18 protein-coding genes and 1 pseudogene are annotated in these 23,907 nt (G+C 65.1%); 13 read left to right on the plus strand and 6 right to left on the minus strand.

What is annotated here, in order from left to right; all coding sequences use genetic code 11:
- Positions 1-22: 22 nt before the first annotated feature.
- Positions 23-1,447 carry a short-chain fatty acyl-CoA regulator family protein gene (locus ABD866_RS01990; RefSeq protein WP_345060707.1) on the minus strand — a complete coding sequence of 475 codons (1,425 nt, stop codon included), beginning with the start codon at positions 1,445-1,447 and terminating at the stop codon, positions 23-25.
- A 124-nt stretch (positions 1,448-1,571) separates the two neighbouring features.
- Here ABD866_RS01990 and ABD866_RS01995 point away from each other — a divergent pair, with 124 nt between their 5' ends.
- The 5 genes from ABD866_RS01995 to ABD866_RS02015 all read left to right on the plus strand — a co-directional run bounded on the left by ABD866_RS01995 (position 1,572) and on the right by ABD866_RS02015 (position 8,081).
- On the plus strand, positions 1,572-1,985 hold the full coding sequence (locus ABD866_RS01995) for an acyl-CoA thioesterase (RefSeq protein WP_345060709.1): 414 nt from the start codon (positions 1,572-1,574) through the stop codon (positions 1,983-1,985).
- Complete coding sequence (gene prpC / locus ABD866_RS02000) at positions 1,966-3,135, plus strand: bifunctional 2-methylcitrate synthase/citrate synthase (protein ID WP_345060710.1); 1,170 nt, start codon at positions 1,966-1,968, stop codon at positions 3,133-3,135. Before ABD866_RS01995 ends, prpC begins: the two co-directional genes overlap by 20 nt.
- 113 nt (positions 3,136-3,248) lie before the next feature.
- Positions 3,249-5,879 carry a Fe/S-dependent 2-methylisocitrate dehydratase AcnD gene (gene acnD / locus ABD866_RS02005; protein WP_345060743.1) on the plus strand — a complete coding sequence of 877 codons (2,631 nt, stop codon included), beginning with the start codon at positions 3,249-3,251 and terminating at the stop codon, positions 5,877-5,879.
- A gap of 39 nt (positions 5,880-5,918) precedes the next feature.
- A complete protein-coding gene (prpF, locus tag ABD866_RS02010; RefSeq protein ID WP_345060712.1) occupies positions 5,919-7,145 on the plus strand; it encodes a 2-methylaconitate cis-trans isomerase PrpF in 1,227 nt (408 codons plus the stop codon).
- Between the two features lie 75 nt (positions 7,146-7,220).
- A complete protein-coding gene (locus ABD866_RS02015; protein ID WP_345060714.1) occupies positions 7,221-8,081 on the plus strand; it encodes an isocitrate lyase/PEP mutase family protein in 861 nt (286 codons plus the stop codon).
- Positions 8,082-8,351: 270 nt separating this feature from the next.
- Here the strand turns inward: ABD866_RS02015 and ABD866_RS02020 are convergent, their stop codons facing one another.
- Entirely contained in the window at positions 8,352-9,266 is a 915-nt protein-coding gene (locus ABD866_RS02020; protein ID WP_345060716.1) for a LysR family transcriptional regulator, read from the minus strand.
- A 121-nt stretch (positions 9,267-9,387) separates the two neighbouring features.
- On the opposite strand from ABD866_RS02020, the gene metE reads away from it, so the two are divergent.
- Positions 9,388-11,682, plus strand: a complete 2,295-nt coding sequence (metE, locus tag ABD866_RS02025) for a 5-methyltetrahydropteroyltriglutamate--homocysteine S-methyltransferase (protein WP_345060718.1) — start codon at positions 9,388-9,390, stop codon at positions 11,680-11,682.
- A gap of 521 nt (positions 11,683-12,203) precedes the next feature.
- Here metE and zigA read toward each other — a convergent pair.
- Both zigA and ABD866_RS02035 read right to left on the minus strand, forming a co-directional pair.
- Positions 12,204-13,415 carry a zinc metallochaperone GTPase ZigA gene (gene zigA / locus ABD866_RS02030; protein ID WP_345060720.1) on the minus strand — a complete coding sequence of 404 codons (1,212 nt, stop codon included), beginning with the start codon at positions 13,413-13,415 and terminating at the stop codon, positions 12,204-12,206.
- A gap of 538 nt (positions 13,416-13,953) precedes the next feature.
- Positions 13,954-14,355, minus strand: coding sequence for a hypothetical protein (locus ABD866_RS02035; protein WP_345060722.1), 402 nt, complete (start codon positions 14,353-14,355; stop codon positions 13,954-13,956).
- A gap of 147 nt (positions 14,356-14,502) precedes the next feature.
- Here ABD866_RS02035 and ABD866_RS02040 point away from each other — a divergent pair, with 147 nt between their 5' ends.
- A complete protein-coding gene (locus tag ABD866_RS02040) occupies positions 14,503-15,495 on the plus strand; it encodes a GlxA family transcriptional regulator (protein WP_345060724.1) in 993 nt (330 codons plus the stop codon).
- 16 nt (positions 15,496-15,511) lie between these two features.
- Here the strand turns inward: ABD866_RS02040 and ABD866_RS02045 are convergent, their stop codons facing one another.
- A complete protein-coding gene (locus ABD866_RS02045; RefSeq protein ID WP_345060726.1) occupies positions 15,512-16,441 on the minus strand; it encodes a LysR family transcriptional regulator in 930 nt (309 codons plus the stop codon).
- A 115-nt stretch (positions 16,442-16,556) separates the two neighbouring features.
- Between ABD866_RS02045 and ABD866_RS02050 the strand changes: the two genes are divergently transcribed.
- The 5 genes and pseudogenes from ABD866_RS02050 (at position 16,557) to ABD866_RS02070 (ending at position 20,975) form a co-directional block, all read left to right on the plus strand.
- A complete protein-coding gene (locus tag ABD866_RS02050; RefSeq protein WP_345060728.1) occupies positions 16,557-17,249 on the plus strand; it encodes a type 1 glutamine amidotransferase domain-containing protein in 693 nt (230 codons plus the stop codon).
- 35 nt (positions 17,250-17,284) lie between these two features.
- Positions 17,285-18,391 (plus strand): NADH:flavin oxidoreductase/NADH oxidase, encoded by a 1,107-nt coding sequence (locus tag ABD866_RS02055; protein ID WP_345060730.1) that lies wholly within the window; start codon positions 17,285-17,287, stop codon positions 18,389-18,391.
- Between the two features lie 55 nt (positions 18,392-18,446).
- Positions 18,447-19,700: an L-dopachrome tautomerase-related protein gene (locus ABD866_RS02060; RefSeq protein WP_345060732.1), complete on the plus strand. Its 1,254-nt coding sequence runs from the start codon at positions 18,447-18,449 to the stop codon at positions 19,698-19,700.
- A 9-nt stretch (positions 19,701-19,709) separates the two neighbouring features.
- Positions 19,710-20,067: pseudogene (locus ABD866_RS02065) on the plus strand (VOC family protein).
- On the plus strand, positions 20,064-20,975 hold the full coding sequence (locus tag ABD866_RS02070; protein WP_345060734.1) for an aldo/keto reductase: 912 nt from the start codon (positions 20,064-20,066) through the stop codon (positions 20,973-20,975). Before ABD866_RS02065 ends, ABD866_RS02070 begins: the two are co-directional and overlap by 4 nt.
- Positions 20,976-20,982: 7 nt before the next feature.
- Here the strand turns inward: ABD866_RS02070 and glmS are convergent, their stop codons facing one another.
- Complete coding sequence (gene glmS, locus ABD866_RS02075; protein WP_345060736.1) at positions 20,983-22,905, minus strand: glutamine--fructose-6-phosphate transaminase (isomerizing); 1,923 nt, start codon at positions 22,903-22,905, stop codon at positions 20,983-20,985.
- A gap of 140 nt (positions 22,906-23,045) precedes the next feature.
- Between glmS and ABD866_RS02080 the strand changes: the two genes are divergently transcribed.
- A complete protein-coding gene (locus ABD866_RS02080; RefSeq protein WP_345060738.1) occupies positions 23,046-23,540 on the plus strand; it encodes an Lrp/AsnC family transcriptional regulator in 495 nt (164 codons plus the stop codon).
- Positions 23,541-23,907 lie beyond the last annotated feature (367 nt).

Genomic DNA, 23,907 nt, shown 5'->3' on the forward strand with positions numbered 1-23,907 from the left:
AGCGAGCCTCGACAGCCCGCCGCTACGGCGGCATGTTGGCGCCGTAAGGGGAGAAGCTGCTGACGTTTTCGTTCACCTCCAGCGCCCTGCCCACGTAAGGAAAGGCGCGCTGAGGACAGTCTGTGCGCTCGCACACCTTGCAACCCATTCCAATGGGAATCGCCGCGTCCGGGTCCGTGAGATCCAGCCCTTTGGCGTATACGAGCCGATGCGCATGGCGGACGTCGCAGCCCAGGCCGATTGAGAACATCTTGTCGGGGGAGCCGTAGCCTCGGCAAGCGCCACTCCTCACAGTCCGGGCGATCCACAGGTAGGTACGACCATCCGGCATACGCGCCAACTGCGCAAGCACACGCCCGGGCTGCGAGAAGGCTTCATAGACGTTCCACAGCGGACAGGTGCCCCCCGCGCGACTGAAGTGGAAATGCGTGGCGGATTGCCGTTTGGAAATGTTCCCCGCGCGGTCCACTCGAACGAAGAAGAAGGGGATACCCGGCTCGCTGGGCCGCTGCAAGGTGCTCAGCCGATGGCACACCGTTTCAAAGCCAACGGCAAACCGTTGCCCCAACAAGTCGATGTCATAGCGCAGCGCCTCTGCCGCGCGCAAAAAAAGGCCATAGGGCAGCAGCAACGCACCCGCGAAGTAATTGGCCAGCCCGATGCGGGCCAGACGCACGGTGGGCAGGTCAGCCGCAAAGGGTGCCGTCTGGGTGAGCGCATCGATCAACGCGGCGGCCTCCATCAGCCCAAGTTGGGTTGCCATCTGGAAGGCCTGCTGCCCCGCATCCAGCGTGTACGACAAGCGCAGCGTACGGCTGCGCGGGTCGTACTGTCGCTTGTCAGCGTCCGCACTGTCCGCGATCACTAGATGCACCTGATGTCGCTCCTGTAGGCGCCGCGCCAACCAGGGCGCCAGGGCGCCACCCGCCAGGTCCGCCTGTTGCGCCAGGGCCTCGGCAGCGCGGTCGAGCGCATCGAAATGGTTCTGGTGCGCAAAAAAGAAGTCCCGCACCGCCTCGAATCCGGTGACCCGGGAGGCGGGCGCTGCCTCCACGCGATCGTCGCCCATGCGCAAGGCCATCGCTTCAAGGTGGGCTGCCGACTCCACGTTGCGGCGGTACATGGCGACGATGGCCCGCCCAAGGGCTGGCATCTGGGTCACCACCTCTTGCAACTCGGGCAGGCTGATGGACTCCGGTGCGTCCGCCAGTGCTTCGCGCAACGCGGCGATCAGACGCGCCTCCTCATCCTCCGAAAACTGCTGAATGTCCACGCCCAGTGCGCGGTTCAGCTTGAGCAGCAGGCTGACCGTGAGCGGCCGCTGGTTCTGCTCCACCTGATTGAGGTAGCTGGGCGAGATACCCAGCGCGTGTGCCAGCGCAGTCTGCGACATGCCGCGCTCCGAGCGCAGCCTGCGCAGCTTCACCCCCATGAAAGTTTTCGCCATCACCTGTCTTTCAAACAGATCTCATCCGGTATTCGCAAAATTTGCAAAACGAAGCGCACTTCTTCGCAATCATTCGCTTTTTTAGTGCTATCGCGAAAGATGCGCGTTGCGTAAATTGCGAAGTATGACAACACCCCCAGGCACTGTCGAGGTTCGCGAACTTGTTCTGCCTGCGCACGCCAACCACCACGGCACGCTGTTTGCCGGTGAGGGTTTGCAGCTGATGGCCAAGACGGCCTTTCTGGCAGCCCGCAGCCTGGCGCACCGCGAGGTGGTGATGGCTGGCGTGACGGGCGTTCAATGCCTGGCCCCTGTGCCTGTGGGCTACCAGCTCACGCTGCAGGGCTGGGTCAGCCGGGTCGGTCGCAGTTCGATGACGGTCTGTGTGCGCGGCCTGGCCGATCGTCCGGAGGTGCCCGCGGAGCACGTCCTCACGGGGGTGTTCGAGATGGTCGCGGTGGACTCCGCCGGTCGTCCTGTTGCCATTGATTCTTCCTACCTGAACCCGGAGACATCGCATGAACACCACAACCCCTGAGCCCACGGCCACCACCCCGTTCAAGCCGAAAAAGTCCGTCGCCCTGTCGGGCGTCACGGCAGGCAACACCGCGCTGTGCACCGTCGGGCGCACGGGCAACGACCTGCACTACCGAGGCTATGACATCCTGGACATGGCCGAGGCCTGCGAGTTCGAGGAAATCGCCCACTTGTTGGTGCACGGCAAGCTGCCCACCCGCGCCGAGCTGAAGGCCTACAAGGCCAAACTCAGAGCCCTGCGCGGCTTGCCCGGCAGCGTGAAGGCCGCGCTGGAGCAGCTCCCCGCCGCCAGCCACCCCATGGATGTGATGCGCACCGGCGTCTCGGCCCTGGGCTGCGCATTGCCTGAAAAAGACGACCACAACCTGCCCGGCAGCCGCGACATTGCCGACCGGCTGATGGCCAGCCTGGGCAGCATGCTGCTGTACTGGTACCACTTCAGCAACTCGGGCCGCCGCATCGCGGTCGAGACGGACGACGACTCCATCGGGGCCCACTTCCTGCACCTGCTGCATGGTGAAAAGCCACCTGCGCACTGGGTGCGCGCCATGCACACCTCGCTGAACCTGTATGCCGAGCACGAGTTCAACGCATCCACCTTCACCGCACGCGTGATTGCGGGCACGGGCAGCGATATGTATTCGAGCATCGCAGGAGCCATCGGGGCGCTGCGCGGCCCCAAACACGGGGGGGCCAACGAGGTGGCGTTCGAGATCCAGAAACGCTACGACAGCCCGGACGAGGCAGAGGCCGACATCCGCCGCCGCGTGGAGGCCAGGGAAGTCGTCATCGGGTTTGGCCACCCGGTCTACACCGTGAGCGATCCGCGCAACGTGGTCATCAAACGGGTGGCCAAGCGGCTGTCGGAGGCGGCGGGCTCCACCAAGATGTTCGACATTGCCGAGCGGCTTGAGGCCGTCATGTGGGAAGTCAAGAAGATGTTCCCCAACCTCGACTGGTTCAGCGCCGTGAGCTACCACATGATGGGAGTTCCCACCGCGATGTTCACCCCCTTGTTCGTCATCGCGCGCACCAGTGGTTGGGCCGCTCACATCATCGAGCAGCGCGTGGACAACAAGATCATCCGCCCCAGCGCCCACTACGTCGGCCCCGAAGACCAGACGTTCGTGCCCATTGAAGCCCGTGGCTAAAAAAACCATAGCAGCCTGCGCTTGTACACAGTCGGCTTGAGGTCACTGACGCCTGCGATTGATGTTTTACTAGCACGAGCAGCTATCAAAAAGAGAGCACACCCCGCTACATGATGAACACCGCCCACCGCAAGCCGCTGCCCGGCACGGCCCTGGATTACTTCGATGCACAAGCGGCCGTCGATGCCATCGAACCCGGTGCCTGGGCCCGACTACCGTACACCGCCCGCGTGCACGCCGAAAACCTGGTGCGCCGCGCCGACCCGGCACAACTCGACGCCTACCTCGGGCAGCTCATTGGGCGCAAACGAGACATCGACTTCCCGTGGTTTCCTGCGCGCGTGGTCTGCCACGACATCCTGGGCCAGACAGCGCTGGTGGATCTGGCCGGGCTGCGCGACGCCATTGCCCAAGAAGGGGGCGACCCCGCAGCGGTGAACCCCGTGGTGCCCGTGCAGCTCGTCGTGGACCATTCGCTGGCCGTGGAGTGTGGCGGCTTTGACCCGGACGCCTTTGCCAAAAACCGCGCCATGGAAGACCGCCGCAACGAGGACCGCTTTCACTTCATCGAGTGGACAAAAAAAGCGTTTGCCAACGTGGAAGTGATCCCGGCGGGGAATGGGATCATGCACCAGATCAACCTGGAGAAGATGTCGCCCGTGGTGTACGTGCAGGGCGACGCTCAGGGCCAGGTCGCCTTCCCAGACACCTGCGTGGGCACCGACAGCCACACGCCCCACATCGATGCGCTGGGCGTGATCGCCGTGGGCGTGGGCGGGCTGGAGGCCGAGAACGTGATGCTGGGCCGCGCCTCGTGGATGCGCCTGCCCGACATTGTGGGCGTGGAGCTGACGGGGCACCGCCAGCCCGGCATCACGGCCACCGACATCGTTCTGGCCCTGACGGAATTTCTGCGCAACCAGAAGGTGGTGGGGGCGTATCTGGAGTTCTATGGCGACGGTGCGCGCAGCCTGAGCGTTGGCGACCGTGCCACCATCTCCAATATGTGCCCCGAGTACGGAGCCACGGCTGCGCTGTTCTACATCGACGACCAGACGCTGGACTACCTGCGGCTGACGGGGCGCGAGGATGCGCAGATCCAGCTGGTGGAGCGCTACGCCAAGACCGCTGGTTTTTGGGCCGACACGCTCAAGACCGCAGCGTATGAACGCGTGCTGACCTTTGATCCGTCCACCGTGGTGCGCAACATGGCCGGGCCCTCCAATCCGCACCGCCGCCTGCCCACATCGGCGCTGGCCGAGCGCGGCATTGCGGTGGATGGGCCCCAGGCCCGCGCGCAGGAGGCGCAGGGCCTGCTGCCGGATGGGGCCGTCATCATCGCGGCCATCACCAGTTGCACCAACACCAGCAATCCGCGCAACGTGATCGCCGCCGCGCTGCTGGCGCGCAACGCCCGTCGCCTGGGGCTGACGCGCAAGCCATGGGTCAAGACCTCACTGGCCCCCGGATCCAAGGCCGTGGAGCTGTACCTGCAAGAAGCCGGGCTGCTGGCAGATCTGGAAGCCCTGGGGTTCGGCATCGTCGCGTTTGCCTGCACCACCTGCAACGGCATGAGCGGTGCGCTCGACCCGAAGATCCAGCAGGAGATCATCGACCGCGACCTGTACTCCACCGCCGTGCTGTCGGGCAACCGCAACTTCGATGGCCGCATCCACCCGTATGCCAAGCAGGCGTTTCTGGCCTCGCCGCCGCTGGTGGTGGCGTACGCGCTGGCAGGCACGGTGCGCTTTGACATCGAGAACGATGCGCTGGCCGTGGTGGAGGGCCGTGAGATTCGCCTGCAGGACCTGTGGCCCAGCGATGCAGAGATCGACGCCATCGTGGCCCGGGCTGTCAAACCCGCGCAGTTCCGTGCGGTGTACGACCCGATGTTCACCATCCGCGTGGACGACGGCCAAACGGTGGCCCCGCAGTACGACTGGCGCCCGCAGTCCACCTACATTCGCCGGCCGCCGTACTGGGACACAGAAGGCGTGGGCGCCCTGGCCGCCCACCCGCGCACGCTGCAGGGCATGCGCCCTCTGGCGCTGCTTGGCGACAACATCACCACCGACCACCTGTCACCCTCCAATGCCATCCTGCCGGGCAGCGCTGCGGGCGAATACCTGGCCGCGATGGGCGTGCCCGAGGAGGACTTCAACTCGTATGCCACACACCGCGGTGACCACCTGACGGCCATGCGTGCGACCTTTGCCAACCCGCAGTTGGTCAACGAAATGGCCGTGATCCGCGGCAAGGTACAACAAGGCTCATGGGCCCGCATCGAGCCTGAAGGTCGCGTTGCGCGCATGTGGGAAGCCATCGAAACCTACCTGCTTCGGCGCCAGCCTCTCATCATCGTCGCGGGGGCCGACTATGGCCAAGGCTCCAGCCGCGACTGGGCCGCCAAGGGCGTGCGTCTGGCCGGTGTGGAAGCCGTCGTGGCCGAGAGCTTCGAACGCATCCACCGCACCAACCTCATCGGCATGGGCGTTTTGCCGCTGGAGTTTTTGCCGGGTGTGAGCCGTCTGACGCTCCAGCTGGACGGTACGGAAACCTACGACGTACACGGCACACTGCGGCCAGGCGCCCCGCTGGCGCTTGTGGTGCACCGCCGCAGCGGGGAAACACTGCAGGTGCCGGTGACCTGCCGCCTCGACACCGCCGAGGAGGTGTCGGTGTACGAGGCCGGCGGTGTGCTGCAGCGCTTTGCGCAGGATTTTCTAGCGACAAATCGGGCTTGAAGCCATACAAATCAAGCACGAGAAGCTATCAAATTTGATATGACCCAGCATCCCCAGCAACTCAGGATTCCTGCCACCTACATGCGCGGCGGCACCAGCAAAGGCGTTTTCTTTCGTTGGGCCGACCTGCCTGCCCCCGCGCAGCACCCCGGACCCGCGCGAGACCGGCTGTTCCAGCGCGTCATCGGCAGCCCCGACCCCTACAGTGCCCACATCGATGGCATGGGCGGCGCCACGTCGAGCACCAGCAAGTGCGTCATTCTCAGCAAGAGCACGCGCCCCGGGCACGACGTGGATTACCTCTACGGCCAGGTGGCCATCGACAAGGACTTCGTGGACTGGAGTGGCAACTGCGGCAACCTTTCCGCCGCTGCCGGAGCGTTTGCCATCCACGCTGGCATGGTGGACACACAGCGCATTCCACAGCGCGGCACCTGTGCCGTCCGCATCTGGCAGGCCAACATTGGCAAGACCATCATCGCCCACGTACCCGTCACGGACGGCCAAGTGCAGGAAACCGGCGACTTCGAGCTGGACGGCGTGACGTTTGCGGCCGCCGAAATCGTGCTGGAGTTCATCGACCCATCGGACGAGGGCCCCGAAGGAGGTGGCGCCTTGTTCCCCACGGGCCGGCTGGTCGACCCGCTGGAGGTGCCGGGCATCGGCACGCTGGAGGCGACTCTGATCAACGCGGGAGTTCCCACAGTGATCGTGAACGCAGCCGACCTCGGCTACCAGGGCACAGAACTGCGGGAGGACATCAACCACGACCCCGCGCAGCTGGCACGCCTGGAGCGCATTCGAATCGCCGGTGCGCTGCGCATGGGCCTGATTCACACCCCCGAGCAAGCGGCCTCGCGCCAACACACGCCCAAGCTTGCCTTCGTCAGCCCCCCCCGGCGCTATCGCACGAGCAGCGGCAAGGTGGTCGAGGCCGCGGACGTGGACCTGCTGGCACGCGCCGTGTCCATGGGCAAGCTGCACCACGCCATGATGGGCACCTGCGCTGTGGCCATGGGCGCTGCGGCGGCAGTGCCCGGCACGCTGGTGAACCGGGCCGCAGGCGGCGGCACGCGCAATGCAGTGCGCCTGGGGCACCCTTCCGGCCTGATGCGCGTCGGAGCACAAGCCAGGCAGGTGGGCGGCTCCTGGACGGTCACCCGGGCGGTGGTGAGCCGCAGCGCCCGCATCCTGATGGAGGGCTGGGTGCGCATACCTGCCCATGCGCCTCACGCAGGCATGAGCGCGCACTGCCACAGCGAGTGATTCGGTTTTTGCAGGTGTCCGCGGCGTCTGCGTCCAGGCCGCCTGTCGTTCCTTTTTTCAGCATTGGAGTGGTCCATGTCCCCCCGCACACAACTCAAGCAACTCGTGGAGGCGCGCAACGGCCTGCTGGTGCCTGGCGTCTTCAACGCACTGTCGGCCAAGGTCGCGGCCGATCTGGGCTTTCAGGCCCTCTACGTGACCGGCGCGGGCGTCACCAACATGTGGTTTGGCATGCCCGATCAAGGCTTCATGGGCCTGCACGAGATCTCCGAGCACACAGCTCGCATCCGCGACGCGGTCGGTGTGCCACTGATCGTGGATGCCGACACCGGCTTTGGCAACGCGCTCAACGTGATCCATACCGTGCGCACGCTGGAGCGCGCCGGGGCGGACTGCATTCAACTGGAAGACCAGGTGGCGCCCAAGCGCTGTGGGCACTTTTCAGGCAAAGAGGTGATCAGCACCGCAGAGGCCGTGAGCAAGATCAAGGCGGCAGTGGACGCGCGCCGTGATGAGAGCCTGCTGATCATGGCCCGCACCGATGCCGCGGCCGTCCATGGTTTTGAGGCGGCGGTCGAGCGCGCTGAACGTTTTGCAGAGGCTGGCGCCGACATCTTGTTTGTCGAAGCCGTGACGCAAGCCGAAGACATCCGCGCGCTGCCGCAACGCCTTGCCAAGCCCCAGCTCGTGAACATGGTCATCGGCGGCAAAACACCCATCCTCAGCGCGGATCAACTCGGGGCATTGGGCTTTGGCATCGTGCTGTACGCGAACGCAGCCCTGCAGGGCGCAGTGATGGGCATGCAAAAAACCCTCGCCACGCTGCGCGACGAGCGGGAAATCCAGGAAAGCAGTGGGCTGGTCACACCCTTCGCCGAGCGCCAGCGCCTGGTCGAAAAGCCCGCCTGGGATGCCCTGGAGCAGGCCTACGCCTGAGCGCAAAGCCAGGGCCTACCGGTACGGCCCAGTCGCCTCGCCCGGATGGCCGATCTGAGCGCGATCGTGCACCAGGCACCTGCCTGACCGCTGGCGGCAAGCGTTCATGGGGCAGCTCTGCATCACCCTCGCGAGGATGCACGGGTGCGGGTCGATATGGGCCGCGAGGCGCTTTTTGCGGCCCACAGCACGTTATGGGCAAGAAAAGCAACGCAGCCAACCGCCCGAGGCCGTGCCAGCGCAGACCGCAGGGCGTCAGGCAGAGCTTCCCTAGCGCTTCGCGCCCAAAGCCGCCCCCGCAGCAGACACGCCCCGCGCAAAGTCCACGAACGCGCGCAGATAGTCTGTCGCGAGATCGTTGGCCCGAGCGCCCAGGTGGATGCTTTTGGCAATGCCCTGACGGCCCAGCTTGACGGGTACGACATCCATGGTCTCGGCGTACTCCAGCGCCAACCAGCGCGGCAGCGCCGCCACGCCACGACCGCTGGCCACCATCTGCAGCATGATGTCCGTAGTCTCAATGGTCTTGTGACGGCGCGGCGCAACCCCTGCAGGCGCAAGAAACTGCGTGTACACATCCAGCCGTTCGGGGCTCACCGGATACGTGATGAGCGTTTCGCCCGCAAGCTGCGTCGGCTTCACATAGGCCTGCTCTGCGAAAGCGTGGCTGCCTGCCACCACCAACACCTGTTCATAGTCGAACACTGGCTCGAAATGCAGGCCGGGCTTGTACAGCGGGTCGGGTGTGACCAACAAGTCGATTTCGTAGCCCACCAGCGCACCGATGCCGCCGAACTGGAATTTCTGTTTCACGTCCACATCCACATCCGGCCAGGCGGCCAGATAGGGCGAGACGATCTTGAGTAGCCATCGGTAGCAAGGGTGGCACTCCATGCCGATGCGCAGCGTGCCGCGCTCGCCCTGAGCCAACTGGCGCAATCGCTCCTCGGCCACCTCCAACTGCGGCAGCACCCGGTTCGCCAAGGCCAGCAAGTACTGGCCCGCCTGTGTGAGGCGCAGGCTGCGCCCCTCGCGCAGCCAGACGTCGGTGCCCAGTTGCTGCTCCAACTTTTTCATGCAGTGGCTCAAAGCCGACTGCGTGACGCAGAGCTTGTCGGCAGCAGCGGTCAGTGAGCCCAGGCGCTCGACTTCCTGCACCACAGCAAGGTGGATACGCTCCAGCATGGTCAATGAGCAAAAGTAATCGATTATTGAGATAAGACCATTTTACTTCATTGATTTGGGTGCCTACGATCCGCTCGTTTCTCTCGTTCCCCTCTCATTCACTGCTTGACGCAACAACGACATGACGACGATCCACAACCTTGGTTTTCCACGCATCGGCGCCCACCGCGAATTGAAGTTCGCCCTGGAGGCGTATTGGAAGGGTGAGTCCTCGCGCGACGCACTCCAGACCCTTGGCGCACAACTGCGTCAGCAGCACTGGGCGCAGCAGGCTGGCCTGGATCTGGTTCCCGTCGGGGATTTCTCTTTCTACGACCAGGTGCTGGACATGAGCTTCCTGCTGGGCAACCTGCCCGAGCGCGTGCGCGGCTTCCACGGCGACCCGTTGGACAACTACTTTCGCGTGGCACGCGGACGCTCGGCCCCGAGCACCGAGGACGACAGCGCCTGTTGTGGCAACGTGGCAGCGGGCGAAATGACCAAGTGGTTTGACACCAATTACCACTACATCGTCCCCGAGTTCCATGCCTCCACCGAGTTCTCGCTCGACGCCGCACGGCTGCAAGCGCAACTGGCCGAAGCCAAGGCCCAGGGTGTACAGGCCAAGCCCGTCATCATCGGCCCCGTGACCTACCTGGCGATCGGCAAGAGCAAGGACGAATCGAACAAGCTGGCACTGCTGGAACGCCTGCTGCCGGTGTACGCAGAGTTGCTGGACACCCTGGCAGCCCAGGGCGTGGAATGGGTGCAGATCGACGAGCCCATCCTGGTCACGGAACTGGATGCGGATTGGCAGCACGCATTCAACCTTGCGTATCACCACCTCAAGGCCACCAAGGTCAAACTGCTGGTCGCCACCTACTTTGGCCCGTTGCAAGACAACGCCTATCTTGCTGCCAATCTGCCTGTCGCGGGCCTGCATCTGGATGCCGTCAACGACCCTCAGGGAGTACGGACCCTGCTCAACCTGCTCTCTCCGCACAAGGTGCTGTCGCTGGGCGTGATCAACGGACGCAACATCTGGAAAACCGATCTCACCGCTGTGCTGGACTGGCTGGAACCACTGGCGCAGCGCCTGCAGGAGCGCCTTTGGCTCGCGCCGTCGTGCTCGCTGCTGCATGTCCCGGTCGATCTGGACATTGAGCAGCGGCTCGACAGCGATGTGAAGTCTTGGCTGGCTTTCGCCTTGCAGAAGCTCGATGAGCTGCGCGTACTCGGCAAAGCGCTTCGGCAAGGACGCGATGCCGTAAGGGCTGAACTGGCGGCCAACGTTGCGGCGCTGGCCGCGCGCCGCTCGTCGGCGCGCGTACACAACCCTGCGGTGCATGCGGCGGTGTCCCGTGTGGACACCCATCTGGGCCAGCGTGAGAGTGCCTACGCCCGGCGTGCAAGCAAACAAGCGGCGTTGCTGCGGCTGCCCACCTATCCCACTACCACCATCGGATCGTTTCCCCAAACGGCTCAGATCCGCCATGCGCGCAGTGCGTTCAAGGCGGGTCGCATGGACTTCGTCGAGTACCAAGCCGTCATGCGGGCCGAGATTGAACGCAGCGTTCGCGAGCAGGAAGCACTCGACCTGGATGTCTTGGTACATGGCGAGGCGGAACGCAACGACATGGTGGAGTATTTCGGCGAGCAGCTCGATGGCTATGCGTTCAGCCAGTTCGGGTGGGTCCAATCGTATGGCTCTCGGTGCGTCAAGCCACCCATCCTGTTCGGCGACATCAGTCGTCCAAAAGCTATGACCGTGGACTGGATCACCTACGCACAGCAGCTCACCACCAAACCCGTGAAGGGCATGCTCACCGGGCCCGTGACCATGCTCAACTGGTCGTTCGTACGTGACGATCAACCCCGCTCAGTGTCGTGCACACAACTGGCGCTGGCGATCCGCGCGGAAGTGCTGGACCTGGAAAAGGCTGGGGTACGCATCATTCAAATTGATGAGGCCGCGCTTCGCGAAGGGCTGCCACTGCGCAAGACGCAATGGCAAGAGTACCTGGACTGGGCCGTGGAGTCGTTCCGCATCGCCGCCAACGGTGTACGCGATGAAACCCAGATCCATACGCACATGTGCTACTCCGAGTTCAACGACATCATCGCGTCGATTGCCGACATGGATGCCGACGTCATCACCATCGAAACCGCTCGCTCGGACATGGAACTGCTGGACGCATTCGAGCACTTCCAGTACCCCAACGAGATTGGCCCCGGGGTGTACGACATTCATTCGCCCAACGTGCCGACGCAAGAACGCATCGTGCAGCTCATGCAGAAAGCTGCAGAGCGCATACCAGCCGAGCGCCTGTGGGTGAATCCGGACTGTGGCCTCAAGACACGGCAGTGGTCAGAAGTGACTCCTGCGCTGGCCAACATGGTCGCGGCCGCCAAAATCCTGCGCGCAGGCGCCGCCTGACCGGAGGTGCGCTGCTCATCGCAGCGAGTCGCATCGGCCGTCGATGATGCGGCGGGGTGGACGTCAGGTCCCCATCACAGCGCCCTGACTGACGAGCAACCGACGGCGGGGGGCCATCGCTTCGGCGAGCAGGATGCCCCCGATGGGCGCACGCAGGCGATGGCGGTTCCGCTGTGACGGTTGCGTTCCGTGTGAACCGCCTCCGCCAGGCAAGCAGCGGCAGCGTCACGCCTTCGCAGGGCGATGGTGGGAGCGACCCGGCGCAGCCCCCCCTGGGCCGTTCCAAGGCGGCCCTGGATCCGTGCACCTGCGAACGCGCCACCGCAGCTGGGCTACAGGGCAAATGGCTTGCTGTGTGGACCGCCTGAGGCGCCCGGTGTTTTGAGTTAAGCAGCCCCATCGCGTCGATTGGAGCCAGAAGGGCCGGGAAACCGACCAGCGCCACATCGTGCAGCTGTGCGCCCCGGGTGCCCGCACGGGGCGCTGGACGAAGACATGCAGTCCATGTCCAGGCGTTCAGATCATTCCCACGCAGGGAACGGATCCTCGTAGGCAGCCCAAGCTTGAGGGCCTTCGCCCATCTCCCTGTCGGTGAGCAGGCAGGCATCAAAGCGGGCCCTGAGCGCGGCTTCATTCATCCCGATGCCGATGAGCACCATTTCCTGGCGTGCATCGCCCGTTTGGGTGTCCCAGTGCTTGCGAATGTGGGCGACGGCCTCGGGGTCTACCGGCCAGTGCTCTGGAGGCACAGCCGCCCACCAAAACCCTGCGGCTCCGTGCCGCGCCACCGCACCGGCCTGCGACCATGAGCCCGCATACGTGGGCCTGCTCGCCAACCAGAAGAATCCTTTGGAGCGCACCACCCCTGGCCATTCACTTTCGACCAGATGGAAGAATCGCTTGGGGTGAAAAGGCCTGCGTGCTCGATAGACAAAGCTGCTGATGCCATATTCCTCCGTCTCCGGCGTATGCTCGCCGCGCAGTTCCTTGAGCCACCCAGGCGCTTTGGAGGCCTCCTCGAAGTCAAACAGGCCTGTGTCCAACACCGTGCCGAGCGCCACCTTGCCGAACTCGGAAACTTCGATTTTTGCGCGCGGATTGAGGCCATGCAGCATGCCCATCAACTGCTCGCGCTGCTCGAACGTGATCAGATCGACCTTGTTGAGCACGATCACGTCACAGAACTCAATCTGCTCGATCAACAAGTCAACCACCGTGCGCTGGTCTTCGTCCCCCAGCGATTCGCCTCGTGACTGCAGGCTGTCGCGGGAGCTGTAGTCCTTCAGAAAGTTGAAGGCATCCACCACAGTGACCATGGTGTCCAGCCGGGCCACATCCGAAAGACTCTTGCCGTCTTCTCCTGCGAAGGTAAAGGTCTCTGCCACCGGCAAAGGCTCGGATATCCCTGTGGACTCAATCACCAGCTGGTCGAACCTGCCTTCTTCGGCGAGCCTTTGCACCTCGATGAGCAGGTCCTCACGCAACGTGCAGCAGATGCAACCGTTGCTCATCTCCACCATCTTCTCGTCCGTTCGCGAGAGTTCGGCGCCGCCTTGGCGCACCAGCTCGGCATCGATGTTCACCTCGGACATGTCATTGACGATCACCGCCACCCGGCGACCTTCGCGGTTGTTCAGGATGTGGTTGAGCAACGTGGTCTTGCCCGCACCCAGGAAACCCGAAAGCACGGTGACGGGGATACGGTTCGTATGTGGCGCAAGTTCGTGAGGCATGGTCAGGTTCGTAGTCTTCAAGACGGTTACATCGTGTGCATGGCAGCCATCACGCACGATGCGTGCAACAGGCCCTGGCGGAGCCGAATGAATGCGCGACGCGCTCGGTTGTCTGGCCACAAACGCCACAAGGTCCCCATCCCACCTGGCGCACGAATCGGTTCAAACGCTTCGCCAGGTGGCCGGCCTTCTACCTTGAGCATTCAGCGGCGGCTGCGCCCCGCTCTGCCCCGCCCCCGGCAGGCACAGCGAATGCGCGCCATGGCGCTCTCCACAAGGAAACGAAGGCACCGTGCAACGGAGACCACACCGAGGCGACTGCGCTTGGCGCACTCGGGTTCAAGGCAGCCACTGCATCGATGCCGCGGACAAGCACAGCAGGCCCACGCAGCAGCACACAAGCAGAAAGCCGCCGTCGCTGCATTGACCACACGTCTGCAAACCCGCGCTTTTATCGCAACTGGATTGCAGTTTAACCGATAACGCAACTTTGTTGCGTTATGAGTCTGTTGGCAACAGGTCGTGGCCTTGAAGCCGCTTACCCCTTGTTGCGCATGAGAAACAGGCCCAACAAGACCACCGCATAGACCGCGATCAGACCTGTCTGGGCCCAGTACACCAATGTCGAGCGCCCGTCCAGGACCGTTGCCAGCGCGTCTGATGCGTTGACGGCACTCAGGCCCAACACCGTGACACCAAGGGCCACCAGCGCCGCTGGCACGACATCCGGGATGCGAGCAGCCGAGGCAAAAAGGCAGGCGTACGCCACCACGGCGAACGAGATGATCTTGTCCTGATAGGCGTGGTACGGCACGTCGTAGTAAACGAACAACAAAGGCACCTTCAGGCCGAAGAAATGCGCAGTGGCCATGGCGCAAAAGTAGGCCACGCCGGCCCAGAGGGCCAGGGTGAGCAGCTTGGAAGAGGTCTGTGGGTTCACGTGAAGCCCTTCAAATGCAAAGGGTTCGAATCGTCTGCCAGAGAGGCCCCTTGTGTCCGTGGCCCGATGGACAATTAACGAAACCATCGGGCCAAAATATGGTTTTGGCCCGACAGCGCCTCGCGACACTCCCTCACACCACCGCCAATGCCCAGGCCCAGCAAGACCTTGCCCACGCCTGACCAGCCCGCCGTTCGCGTGGTGGTGGTCGCCTTCGACGGTATCAGCCCCTTCCACCTGGCCGTGCCTTGCGTGGTGTTCGGCGATCGCCACCCCGGCGTTGCGCCCTTCGATTTCCGCGTGTGCGCCGCGGACCGCCGCTTGCGCACCACCGTGGGCTACGAGCTGCGCGTGGACCGGGGGCTGGCAGCATTGCGGCGGGCCGACGTGGTGATCGTGCCCAGCTGGCGTGACCCGGCAGAAACGCCGCCCGAGCCGTTGACCCAAGCGCTGCGCGCCGCCCACAGGCGCGGCGCGCGGCTGGTCGGATTGTGTCTGGGGGCCTACCCTTTGGCGGCCTCCGGACTACTCGATGGCCGCCGCGCCACGACGCACTGGTCGGTGGCGGACGATTTCGCGCAGCGCTTTGCGGCGGTGCAGGTCGACCGCGAAGTGCTCTATGTCGACGAGGGCGATGTCGTCACCTCGGCCGGCACCGCTGCGGGCATGGATTGCTGTCTCCACATCCTGCGCCAGCTGCGGGGTGCGGAAGCGGCCAGCCGCGTGGCGCGCCATCTGGTCATTGCGCCGCACCGCGCTGGCGGGCAGGCGCAGTTCATCGAGCAGCCGGTGCCGGTGGCCGCTGCCGATGCCCGACTGGCGCGCGTGCTGGAGCAGGTCGCGCACGACTTGGCGGCGCCGCACACGGTGGACAGCATGGCCGCGCTGGCAGCGATGAGCCGGCGCAGCTTCACACGGCACTTCCGCCTGGTCTGCGGCACGACACCGATGGCCTGGCTGGCGGCCCAGCGGCTGGCCCAGGCCCAGCGGCTGCTGGAGCAGTCCGAACTTTCGATCGACGCCGTGGCCGAGGCGGTGGGCATGGGCACTGCTGCGGCCTTGCGCCAGCAGTTCCGCCAGCACATCGGTGTGTCGCCCACGGCGTGGCGCAAGAGCTTCGCTTATCGCGCGGGTCGCTGAGTTCGTCGCCGCGGCTTCAGTCGTGGCGGGTGGACGGTCCGACGGCTGTGGCCAGGTACTGCACAAAGGCCCGCACACGTGCCGACAGGTGCCGGTTCTGCGGGTACAGCACATGGAACGGCCGCGACCGGCCGCTGTGGCCGTGCATCACCTCCACGAGCTGGCCCGTCTTCACCGCCTCGCGTGCCACGAAATGGTAAATCTGGAACAGCCCGCCGCCCGCCGCGGCCCAGCCCACGCCGGCCAGCACGTCCTCGTGCACGCGCTGTCGGCTCTTGAAGCCGAAGTCGATGTCCTCGCCCTCGGGCGTGCGCAGGATCCAGGGCATCGGTCTGCCAGTGCTGGGCACCACGAACTGGATCAGGTCGTGCTGGCGCAACTCGTCGAGCGTCTTTGGCTTGCCACGGCTCCGCAGGTAGGCGGGTGATCCGAATATGCCCACGGTGGCCTCTTCGAGCTTGCGCGAAACCAGGCGCGAGTCCCTCGGCTCACCCAGTCGAATGGCAAGGTCGTAGCCGTCTTCGACGAAGTCAACGTTGCGATTGGAGACGTTGAGCTCCACCTCGACGCCTGGGTAGGCGGCCATGAAGCCGGGCAGCATCGGCACCACGCGGTGGTGCCCGTACACGGTGCCCACGCTCACGCGCACCAGACCCTTGGGCTCGGCCTGCTGGCCGGTCAGTGCGCGCTCGGCCTCGGCGATCTGCTCCAGGGCCTGCTGGCACTGCGCGTGGTAGAGCTCGCCCCCCGGGGTGAGCCGAACGCTGCGGGTGGTGCGGTTGAACAGCCGCACGCCCAGCCGCATCTCGAGCCGCCCGATGGAGCGGCTCACCGATGCCGGCGTCAAACCCAGCGCTTCCGCTGCACCGGTGAAGCTGCCGAGCTCGGCTGCCTTGCAGAACAGTTCGATGCTGCCCAACTGCACGGGCTCAAAGGTGCGCGCCATTTATTCAGCAGAGTAATTAATGAATTTCGAGAATGCCAGTTTATTGGACCCTGAAGAATCAATAAAGTCCTGACCATCGCGCCACAGTGGCGCGGCAACTCCATAAGGACACACCATGACTTCCCGCATTCTGATGATCGTTACTTCCAACGCCCGTATGGGCGAAACCGGCAAGCCCACAGGCCTGTGGGCTGAAGAGTTGGCCGTGCCGTACTACGCGCTGGCCGATGCCGGCGTCGACGTGACACTGGCTTCCCCGGCAGGCGGCCCCGCGCCCATTGACCCGGGTAGCGTCAAGCCTGTCGGCCAGAACGACCCGGTGGTCGAGCGCTTCCTGGCCGATACCGCCCTGCAGGCGCGCATTGCCGCGACCCCCAAGGCCTCTGAATTTGACGGCGCTGAGTTCGATGCCGTGTTCTTCCCCGGTGGCCACGGAACGATGTGGGACCTGCCGGTGGAAGACGGCGTGACCCGCGCGGTCGAGCGCGCCTTCGCCGCGAACAAGCTGATCGCTGCGGTCTGCCACGGTGCAGCAGGCCTCGTCACGGCCAAACGTCCCGATGGGCAATCGATCGTGAAGGACTTGCGCGTCAATTCGTTCACCGACGCTGAGGAAGTTGCCGTTGGCCTGGAGAAGGTAGTGCCCTTCATGCTGGAGACACGCCTGCGTGAACTGGGCGGTCGCTTCGAGGGCGCGGGCAATTGGCAAGCCTTTGCGATCCGCGATGGTCAGCTGATCACCGGGCAGAACCCACAGTCGTCCCACCTCGTGGCGCAGGAGCTGTTGATGGCCCTATCGGATCGCTAAAGAAACCTTTACTCACTTGCATCTGGAGAGCAGCCTTGGCAGCTTTGTTTGAACCGCTGACGATCAAAGGCGTGAGGTTGCGCAACCGTATCGGCGTGCCGCCGATGTGTCAATACATGGCCCAGGACGGCCTGGCCAAAGACTGGCACTACACCCACTACGCCATGCTAGCCCGCGGGGGGGCGGCCCTGGTGACTGTCGAGGCGACCGCGGTGTCGCCCGAGGGGCGCATCACGCCGGCCTGCCTGGGCCTGTGGAACGACGCCCAGGCAGAGCCCTTGGCGGCCATCGCACAGTCCATCCGCCAAACCGGTGCGATTCCCGGCATCCAGATCGGACATGCCGGCCGCAAGGCCAGCGCCCATCGACCCTGGGAAGGCGATGACCACATTCCCGCGGGCGACGCCACCGGCTGGCAGCCGATCTCGCCGTCGGAGGTCGCCTTCGGTGCCCACCTCGACCGCGTACCGCAGGCGATGAGCCTGGACGACATCCAGCGCGTGCAGCTGGACTTCGTGGCCGCGGCCCGCCGCGCTCGGGACGCGGGCTTCGAATGGCTGGAACTGCACTTCGCGCACGGGTACTTGGGCCAGAGCTTTTCCTCCACTCATGCCAACGCGCGTGACGATGCTTATGGCGGCAGTTTCGAGAACCGCAGCCGCTTCCTGCTCGACACGCTGCGCGCGGTGCGCCGCGTCTGGCCCGAGCGGCTGCCGCTGACCGCCCGCTTCGGTGTCATCGAGTACGACGGTGACGACGAACGCACCTTGGCCGAATCGATCGCGCTGGCCCGCCAGTTCAAGGCGGAAGGGCTGGACCTGCTCAGCGTCAGCGTCGGTTTCTCCACGCCCAAAGCGCAGGTGCCCTGGGGTCCTGGTTTCCTGGGTCCGGTGGCTGCTCGGGTCCGTCGCGAGGCGGGCATACCGGTGTCTTCGGCCTGGGGTTTCGAGGACCCGGCGGTGGCGGAAGCAGCCATTGCCCAGGGTCAGCTCGACTTGGCGCTCGTCGGCCGCGCCCACCTCGCGAATCCACATTGGCCCTATGCCGCGGCGCAGGCGCTCGGCCAACCCCGGGCCGCCTGGGTGCTGCCACCGCCCTACGCCCATTGGCTAGAGCGCTACCGCCCCAGCGACGTTCGCTGAAACCACCAACACATCACCCAAGCCGTGACCGGCTCTTGAACCCTCTTAAACCCATATGAAACTCACAAAAACGTCCTCCGCGGCTGCCTGGGGTGCTGTCACTGTGCTGGCGTTGCTCAGCGCCTCGACCATCGTGCTGGCGCAACCTCTCGCGCCCCTGCCCGCCGCTGAAGTGCGCCACGCCTGGACCCGCACGCAGTGGGACTTTCCCACACCAGCGCAGTCCGATGCCTACAACGCCGAGCGGCTCTACACCAAAGCACCGCTGTACGGAGTGAAGGTGGACCGCAGCGGCCGAGTGTTCGCCAGCGTGGCACGCATCCTGGACCCTCGTGTGCCGGCCACGCTCAATCTTGTCGTGACGAAGAACGGCCAATCGGTGTTGCAACCGTTCCCGAGCTGGGAAGCCAACGACGCCAGTCGGCCCGGGGGCTTGCGCAGCGTGCTGGGCTTCACCATCGACAGCCACAACCGACTGTGGGCTCTGGACATGGGCTACACCGGCGGCGAATCGCGTGCCACGTCCGAGGGGCAGAAGGTGGTGGTGTTCGATCTGGACAGCGGCCGTGAACTGCGGCGCATCGCCCTGCCCGATGCCGTGGCCGATCCCGCCACGAGCTTCCTGAACGACATCGCGCTCGACGAGCGCCGGCAGGTGGCCTACATCAGCGACAGCGGCAATCGCGCTGAAGGCGGTGCGGCCAGCGGCATCATCGTTCTGGACCTGAAAACCGGTAATGCCCGACGCTTGCTCGATCGCTCGCCACTGACCAGTGACGATCCCGAACGCCCGCTGCGGGTCAATGGCGAGCCGGCCATTCCCGGTGTGGCACTCAAGGTCGGCATCAACGGTATCGCACTCAGTCCGAACGGCCAGCACCTGTACTGGTCGATCACCACGGGCGATGCGGTTTACAGTGTCGAGACCCGGCACCTGCGTGACGCCAATCTGCGCGACAGTGACATCGCGCGGCATGTCAGCGGTCCGATCCGGATCGGCGGTGGATCGGATGGCATCGCCGTCGGCCGTGATGGCGGCGTCTACGTCACCAACGTCACGCTCAACCGGGTTCAGCGCATCGACCCCCAGACCCGGACAGTGGCGACGATTGCCGAAGGCCCCGAGTGGATCTGGCCCGACACCATGGCCTTCGACGCCGAAGGGGCGCTCTGGGTATCGACCAACCACCTTAACCATGTCTTCTCAGGCCGAATGGACTTCGACCAGGCAGGGCCCAATTTCCGCATCATGCGAATCCGACTTGACGCACCAGCGTTGGTGCAACCTGGACCGACCCGCACGAGGTGATGCCACACCATGCTCCGTCTTCGCCGCATCCACCATGTTGCCCTTAGCTGCGCCGACTACGAACGGTCCAAAGCGTTTTACGTGAACGTTCTGGGCCGGCGCGTGGTGGCCGAACACTACCGCGAGTAGCGTCAGTCGTACAAACTTGATTTGGCGTTACCCAATGGGGAGCAGATTGAGCTGTTTTCATCTCCGGCACCGCCGCCGCGACCGTCGGTCCCCGAGGCACAAGGCCTAGCATGAGTTGCACGGTGTCGCGGTCGAGCCGGTACGCGTCGATCAATACACTGGCCGGCGCTTCACCTTCTTTTCCGATCCCGACGGCCTGCCCATCGAACTCCACGATGTAGTTCCTTCCACGACATGACCTCTGACACCCTTGCGCCTGTTGCGCTTTCCAACCATGGTCCCCGTCTCTCGCCCATCGTCGCCGGCGCCTGGCGCATGGGCGAATGGGGCATGAACGTTGAACAGCGCGTGCGCTGGATCGAGCAATGCCTCGACCTGGGCATCACGAGCTTCGACCATGCCGACATCTACGGTGGCTACACCGTCGAAAGGTTGTTCGGCGAAGCCCTTGCAGCGCAGCCGTCGCTGCGCTCGCGGATGCAGCTGGTCACCAAGTGCGGCATCAAGCTGGTGTCCGAACGACGACCGGGGCACGCCATCAAGTCCTACGACACCTCCAGGGCGCACGTGCTGGCCTCGGTCGACGAGTCGCTGCGAGCCCTGCATACAGACCACATTGACCTGCTGCTGATACACCGGCCCGACGCACTGATGGACCCGGACGAACTGGCCCACACCTTCGAGGGCCTGCGGGCCGCAGGCAAGGTGCTGCACTTCGGCGTGTCCAACCACACACCTTCTCAGCTGGCGTTACTGAACAACCGCATAGGGCTGGCCACGAACCAGATCGAACTCTCGCCCCTTCACCTCAACGCACTGACCGACGGTACTCTGGATCAGTGCTTGGACCTTGGTATCCGTCCGATGATCTGGTCCCCGCTCGCGGGCGGTCGTCTTTTCAAAGCGGGCGACGAGGCTGCCCAGCGCGTGCGAACTGTGCTCGAAGCCCTGGGTCGCCAGCACCAGGTGTCAGTGGCCACGATGGCCTACGCCTGGATCCTGCGCCACCCCAGTCGCCCGGTGCCCATCACCGGCAGCCAGCGGCTGGAGGCGCTGCAGGAAGCCCTAGCAGCTCTGAGCTTGCCGCTGGCGGCCGAAGATTGGTATAGGGTCTTGGAAGCCAGTTTGGGGCGCTCCGTTGCCTGAACCCGCTTCACTCCACCGTCACGCTCTTGGCCAAGTTCCGCGGCTTGTCCACGTCGGTGCCGCGTGCGCAAGCCGTGTGATAGGCCAGCAGTTGCAGGGGCACCACGTGCAGCAGCGGGCTCAGGGCGCCGTAGTGCTCGGGCATGCGGATCACGTGCAGCCCCTCGGCGCTTTCGATGTGGGTGTCGGCGTCGGCCAGCACGTACAGCACGCCGCCGCGGGCACGCACTTCCTGCATGTTGCTCTTGAGCTTCTCCAGCAGCGCATCGTTGGGCGCCACGGTCACCACCGGCATGCTGCTCGTCACCAGCGCCAGCGGGCCGTGCTTGAGTTCGCCCGCCGGGTAGGCCTCGGCGTGGATGTAGCTGATCTCCTTGAGCTTGAGCGCGCCCTCCAGCGCAATCGGGTAGTGCAGGCCACGACCGAGGAAGAGCGCGTTTTCCATGCGCGCAAAGTCCTCGGCCCAGCTGATGACCTGCGGCTCCAGCGCCAGCACGGCCTGCAGGGCCACGGGCAGGTGGCGCATGGCGCGCAGGTGCTCGGCCTCCTGCTCGGGCGACAGGCGGCCCTTGGCCTGGGCGAGCGCCAGCGTCAGCAAGAACAGCCCCGCCAGCTGCGCGGTGAAGGCCTTGGTGCTGGCCACGCCGATCTCGACCCCGGCGCGCGTGATGTAGGCGAGCTTGCATTCGCGCACCATGGCGCTGGTGGCCACGTTGCAGATGGTGAGCGTGTGCTCGTGCCCCAGCGACTGGGCATGGCGCAGCGCGGCCAGGGTGTCGGCCGTTTCGCCCGACTGGCTGATGGTGACCACCAGCGTACGCGGGTTGGGCACGCTGGTGCGGTAGCGGTATTCGCTGGCCACTTCGACCTGGGTGGGGATGCCCGCCAGCGATTCGAGCCAGTAGCGCGCCACGCAGCCGCTGTAGTAGCTGGTGCCGCACGCCAGAATGAGCACGCTGTCGATGGCCTCGAAGCTGCGCCAGGCGGCCGCGTGGGCGCCGTCAAACAGCTCGGGCACGATGGCCTCCAGGCCTTCGAGCGTGTCGGCAATGGCGCGCGGCTGCTCGAAGATCTCCTTTTGCATGTAGTGCCGATAAGGCCCCAGCTCGGCCGCGCCGCTGTGCGCGTGAACGGTGCGCACGGGGCGCTCGGCCGGGGTGAGCGGCTGGCGCGCGTCGCGGCCCGGCGCATGGCCCACGATCCAGTAGCGGCCCAGTTGCAGGTCCACTAGGTCGCCTTCCTCGAGGTACACGATCTGGTCCGTCACGCCCGCCAGGGCCATGGCGTCGCTGGCGAGGAAGTGTTCGGCCCCGCCCGCCCCCACGCCCAGCACCAGTGGCGAGCCCGCGCGCGCACCCACCACGCGGTGCGGCTCGTCGCGGTGCACCACGGCAATCGCGTAGGCGCCGTGCAGTTGCTGCACCGCCTCTTGCACGGCGGCAAACAGGTCGCCGCTGTAGAGGCTGTCGATCAGGTGGGCGATGACTTCGGTGTCGGTCTGGCTCGCAAACACGTAGCCGCGGGCCTGCAACTGGGCGCGCAGGGCTTCGTAGTTTTCGATGATGCCGTTGTGCACCAGGGCCACGCGGCCCGGGCGCGCAGGGCTGGCGGCGTCTGCATCGGCGCCGCCCGGCCCATGGCTGAAGTGCGGGTGCGCGTTGTGCACGGCCGGTGCGCCGTGCGTGGCCCAGCGGGTGTGGGCGATGCCGGTGGCACCTTGCAGGCTCTCGGTGCGCACCTGCTCCAGCAACTCGGCCACACGCGCTGTGCTGCGCGCACGCACCAGTTGCGCGGGGCGCGCAGCGTCGAGGCTCGCGCCGTGCACGGCCACGCCGCAAGAGTCGTATCCGCGGTATTCCAGCCGCTGCAGGCCCTGAACGAGGACGGGGACGATATCGCGCGTGGAAACCGCGCCAACGATGCCGCACATGGTGGTGCTCCGGTGAAATGAAGGGATGGGTGCGATCGTAGGAGCGGGAGAAAGAAATGTTGGATCGAAGTATCGCGTTTCGTGATTGAATATTTCAGATGGCCACGTACTCGGAATATTCTTTCATTTCCGCAATTTAAATGGAATCCATCACGCTCGACGCCACCGACCTGCAGCTGCTGGACTGGCTGCAACGCGACGCCACCCTGCCCAACCAGACCCTGGCCGAGCGGGTGCACGTCTCGCCCCCCACCTGCCTGCGCCGCGTGCGCCGCCTGCGCGAGGCCGGGCTGATCGAGCGCCAGGTGGCCGTGCTCGACACGCACCGCCTGGGCGCCCTTTTGGGCTACGGGCTGTCGTGCATCGTGGAGGTGTCGCTCGACCGCCAGGACACCACCGCACTCGACGCCTTCGAGGCCCGCGCCGTGGCCGACGCCGAGGTGCAGCAGTGCTGGCGTGTGTCGCCAGGCCCAGACTTTGTGCTGGTGGTGCATACGCGCGACATGCCCGGGTATCTGGCGCTGTCGCAGCGACTGTTCACGGCCGATGCGAATGTGCGCAATGTGCGGGCGTTTTTCAGTACGAAGCGGGCGAAGATGGATACGCGGGTGGGATTGCCGGTGGGTGAGGCTTGAAGGTTTTTGGGCTGCTTGTGCTTGTTTCTTCAGCACGAGTAGCTATGGAATTCATAGCATCTTGTGGCTGGCGATAGTTCGCTGCTGTGCTTGTGCTGTGTTCTGGGGCCGGGATGTGCGCCCGGCGGCGCACCTTCTTTCTTTTGGGTCGCCAAAAGAAAGAAGGCAAAGAAAAGGCGACCCCACGCCTGCGTCCCTGCGCTGCGCTCCGGGCATCCTGCGGTGCTCGGCCCCAGGGCGTGCTGCGGAACTCGCTGCGCGCTTGCAGCGCTCCGCTCGGACAACCGCAGCAAGCATGATCACGATGCGGGTGTGTCCTGCGGCACACCCGCCGCCCCGCGCCCTGCGCTCCTCGTCGCAGCCGAGG

This window comes from Acidovorax lacteus, from assembly GCF_039540375.1.
Lineage (GTDB): Bacteria > Pseudomonadota > Gammaproteobacteria > Burkholderiales > Burkholderiaceae_C > Acidovorax_G > Acidovorax_G lacteus.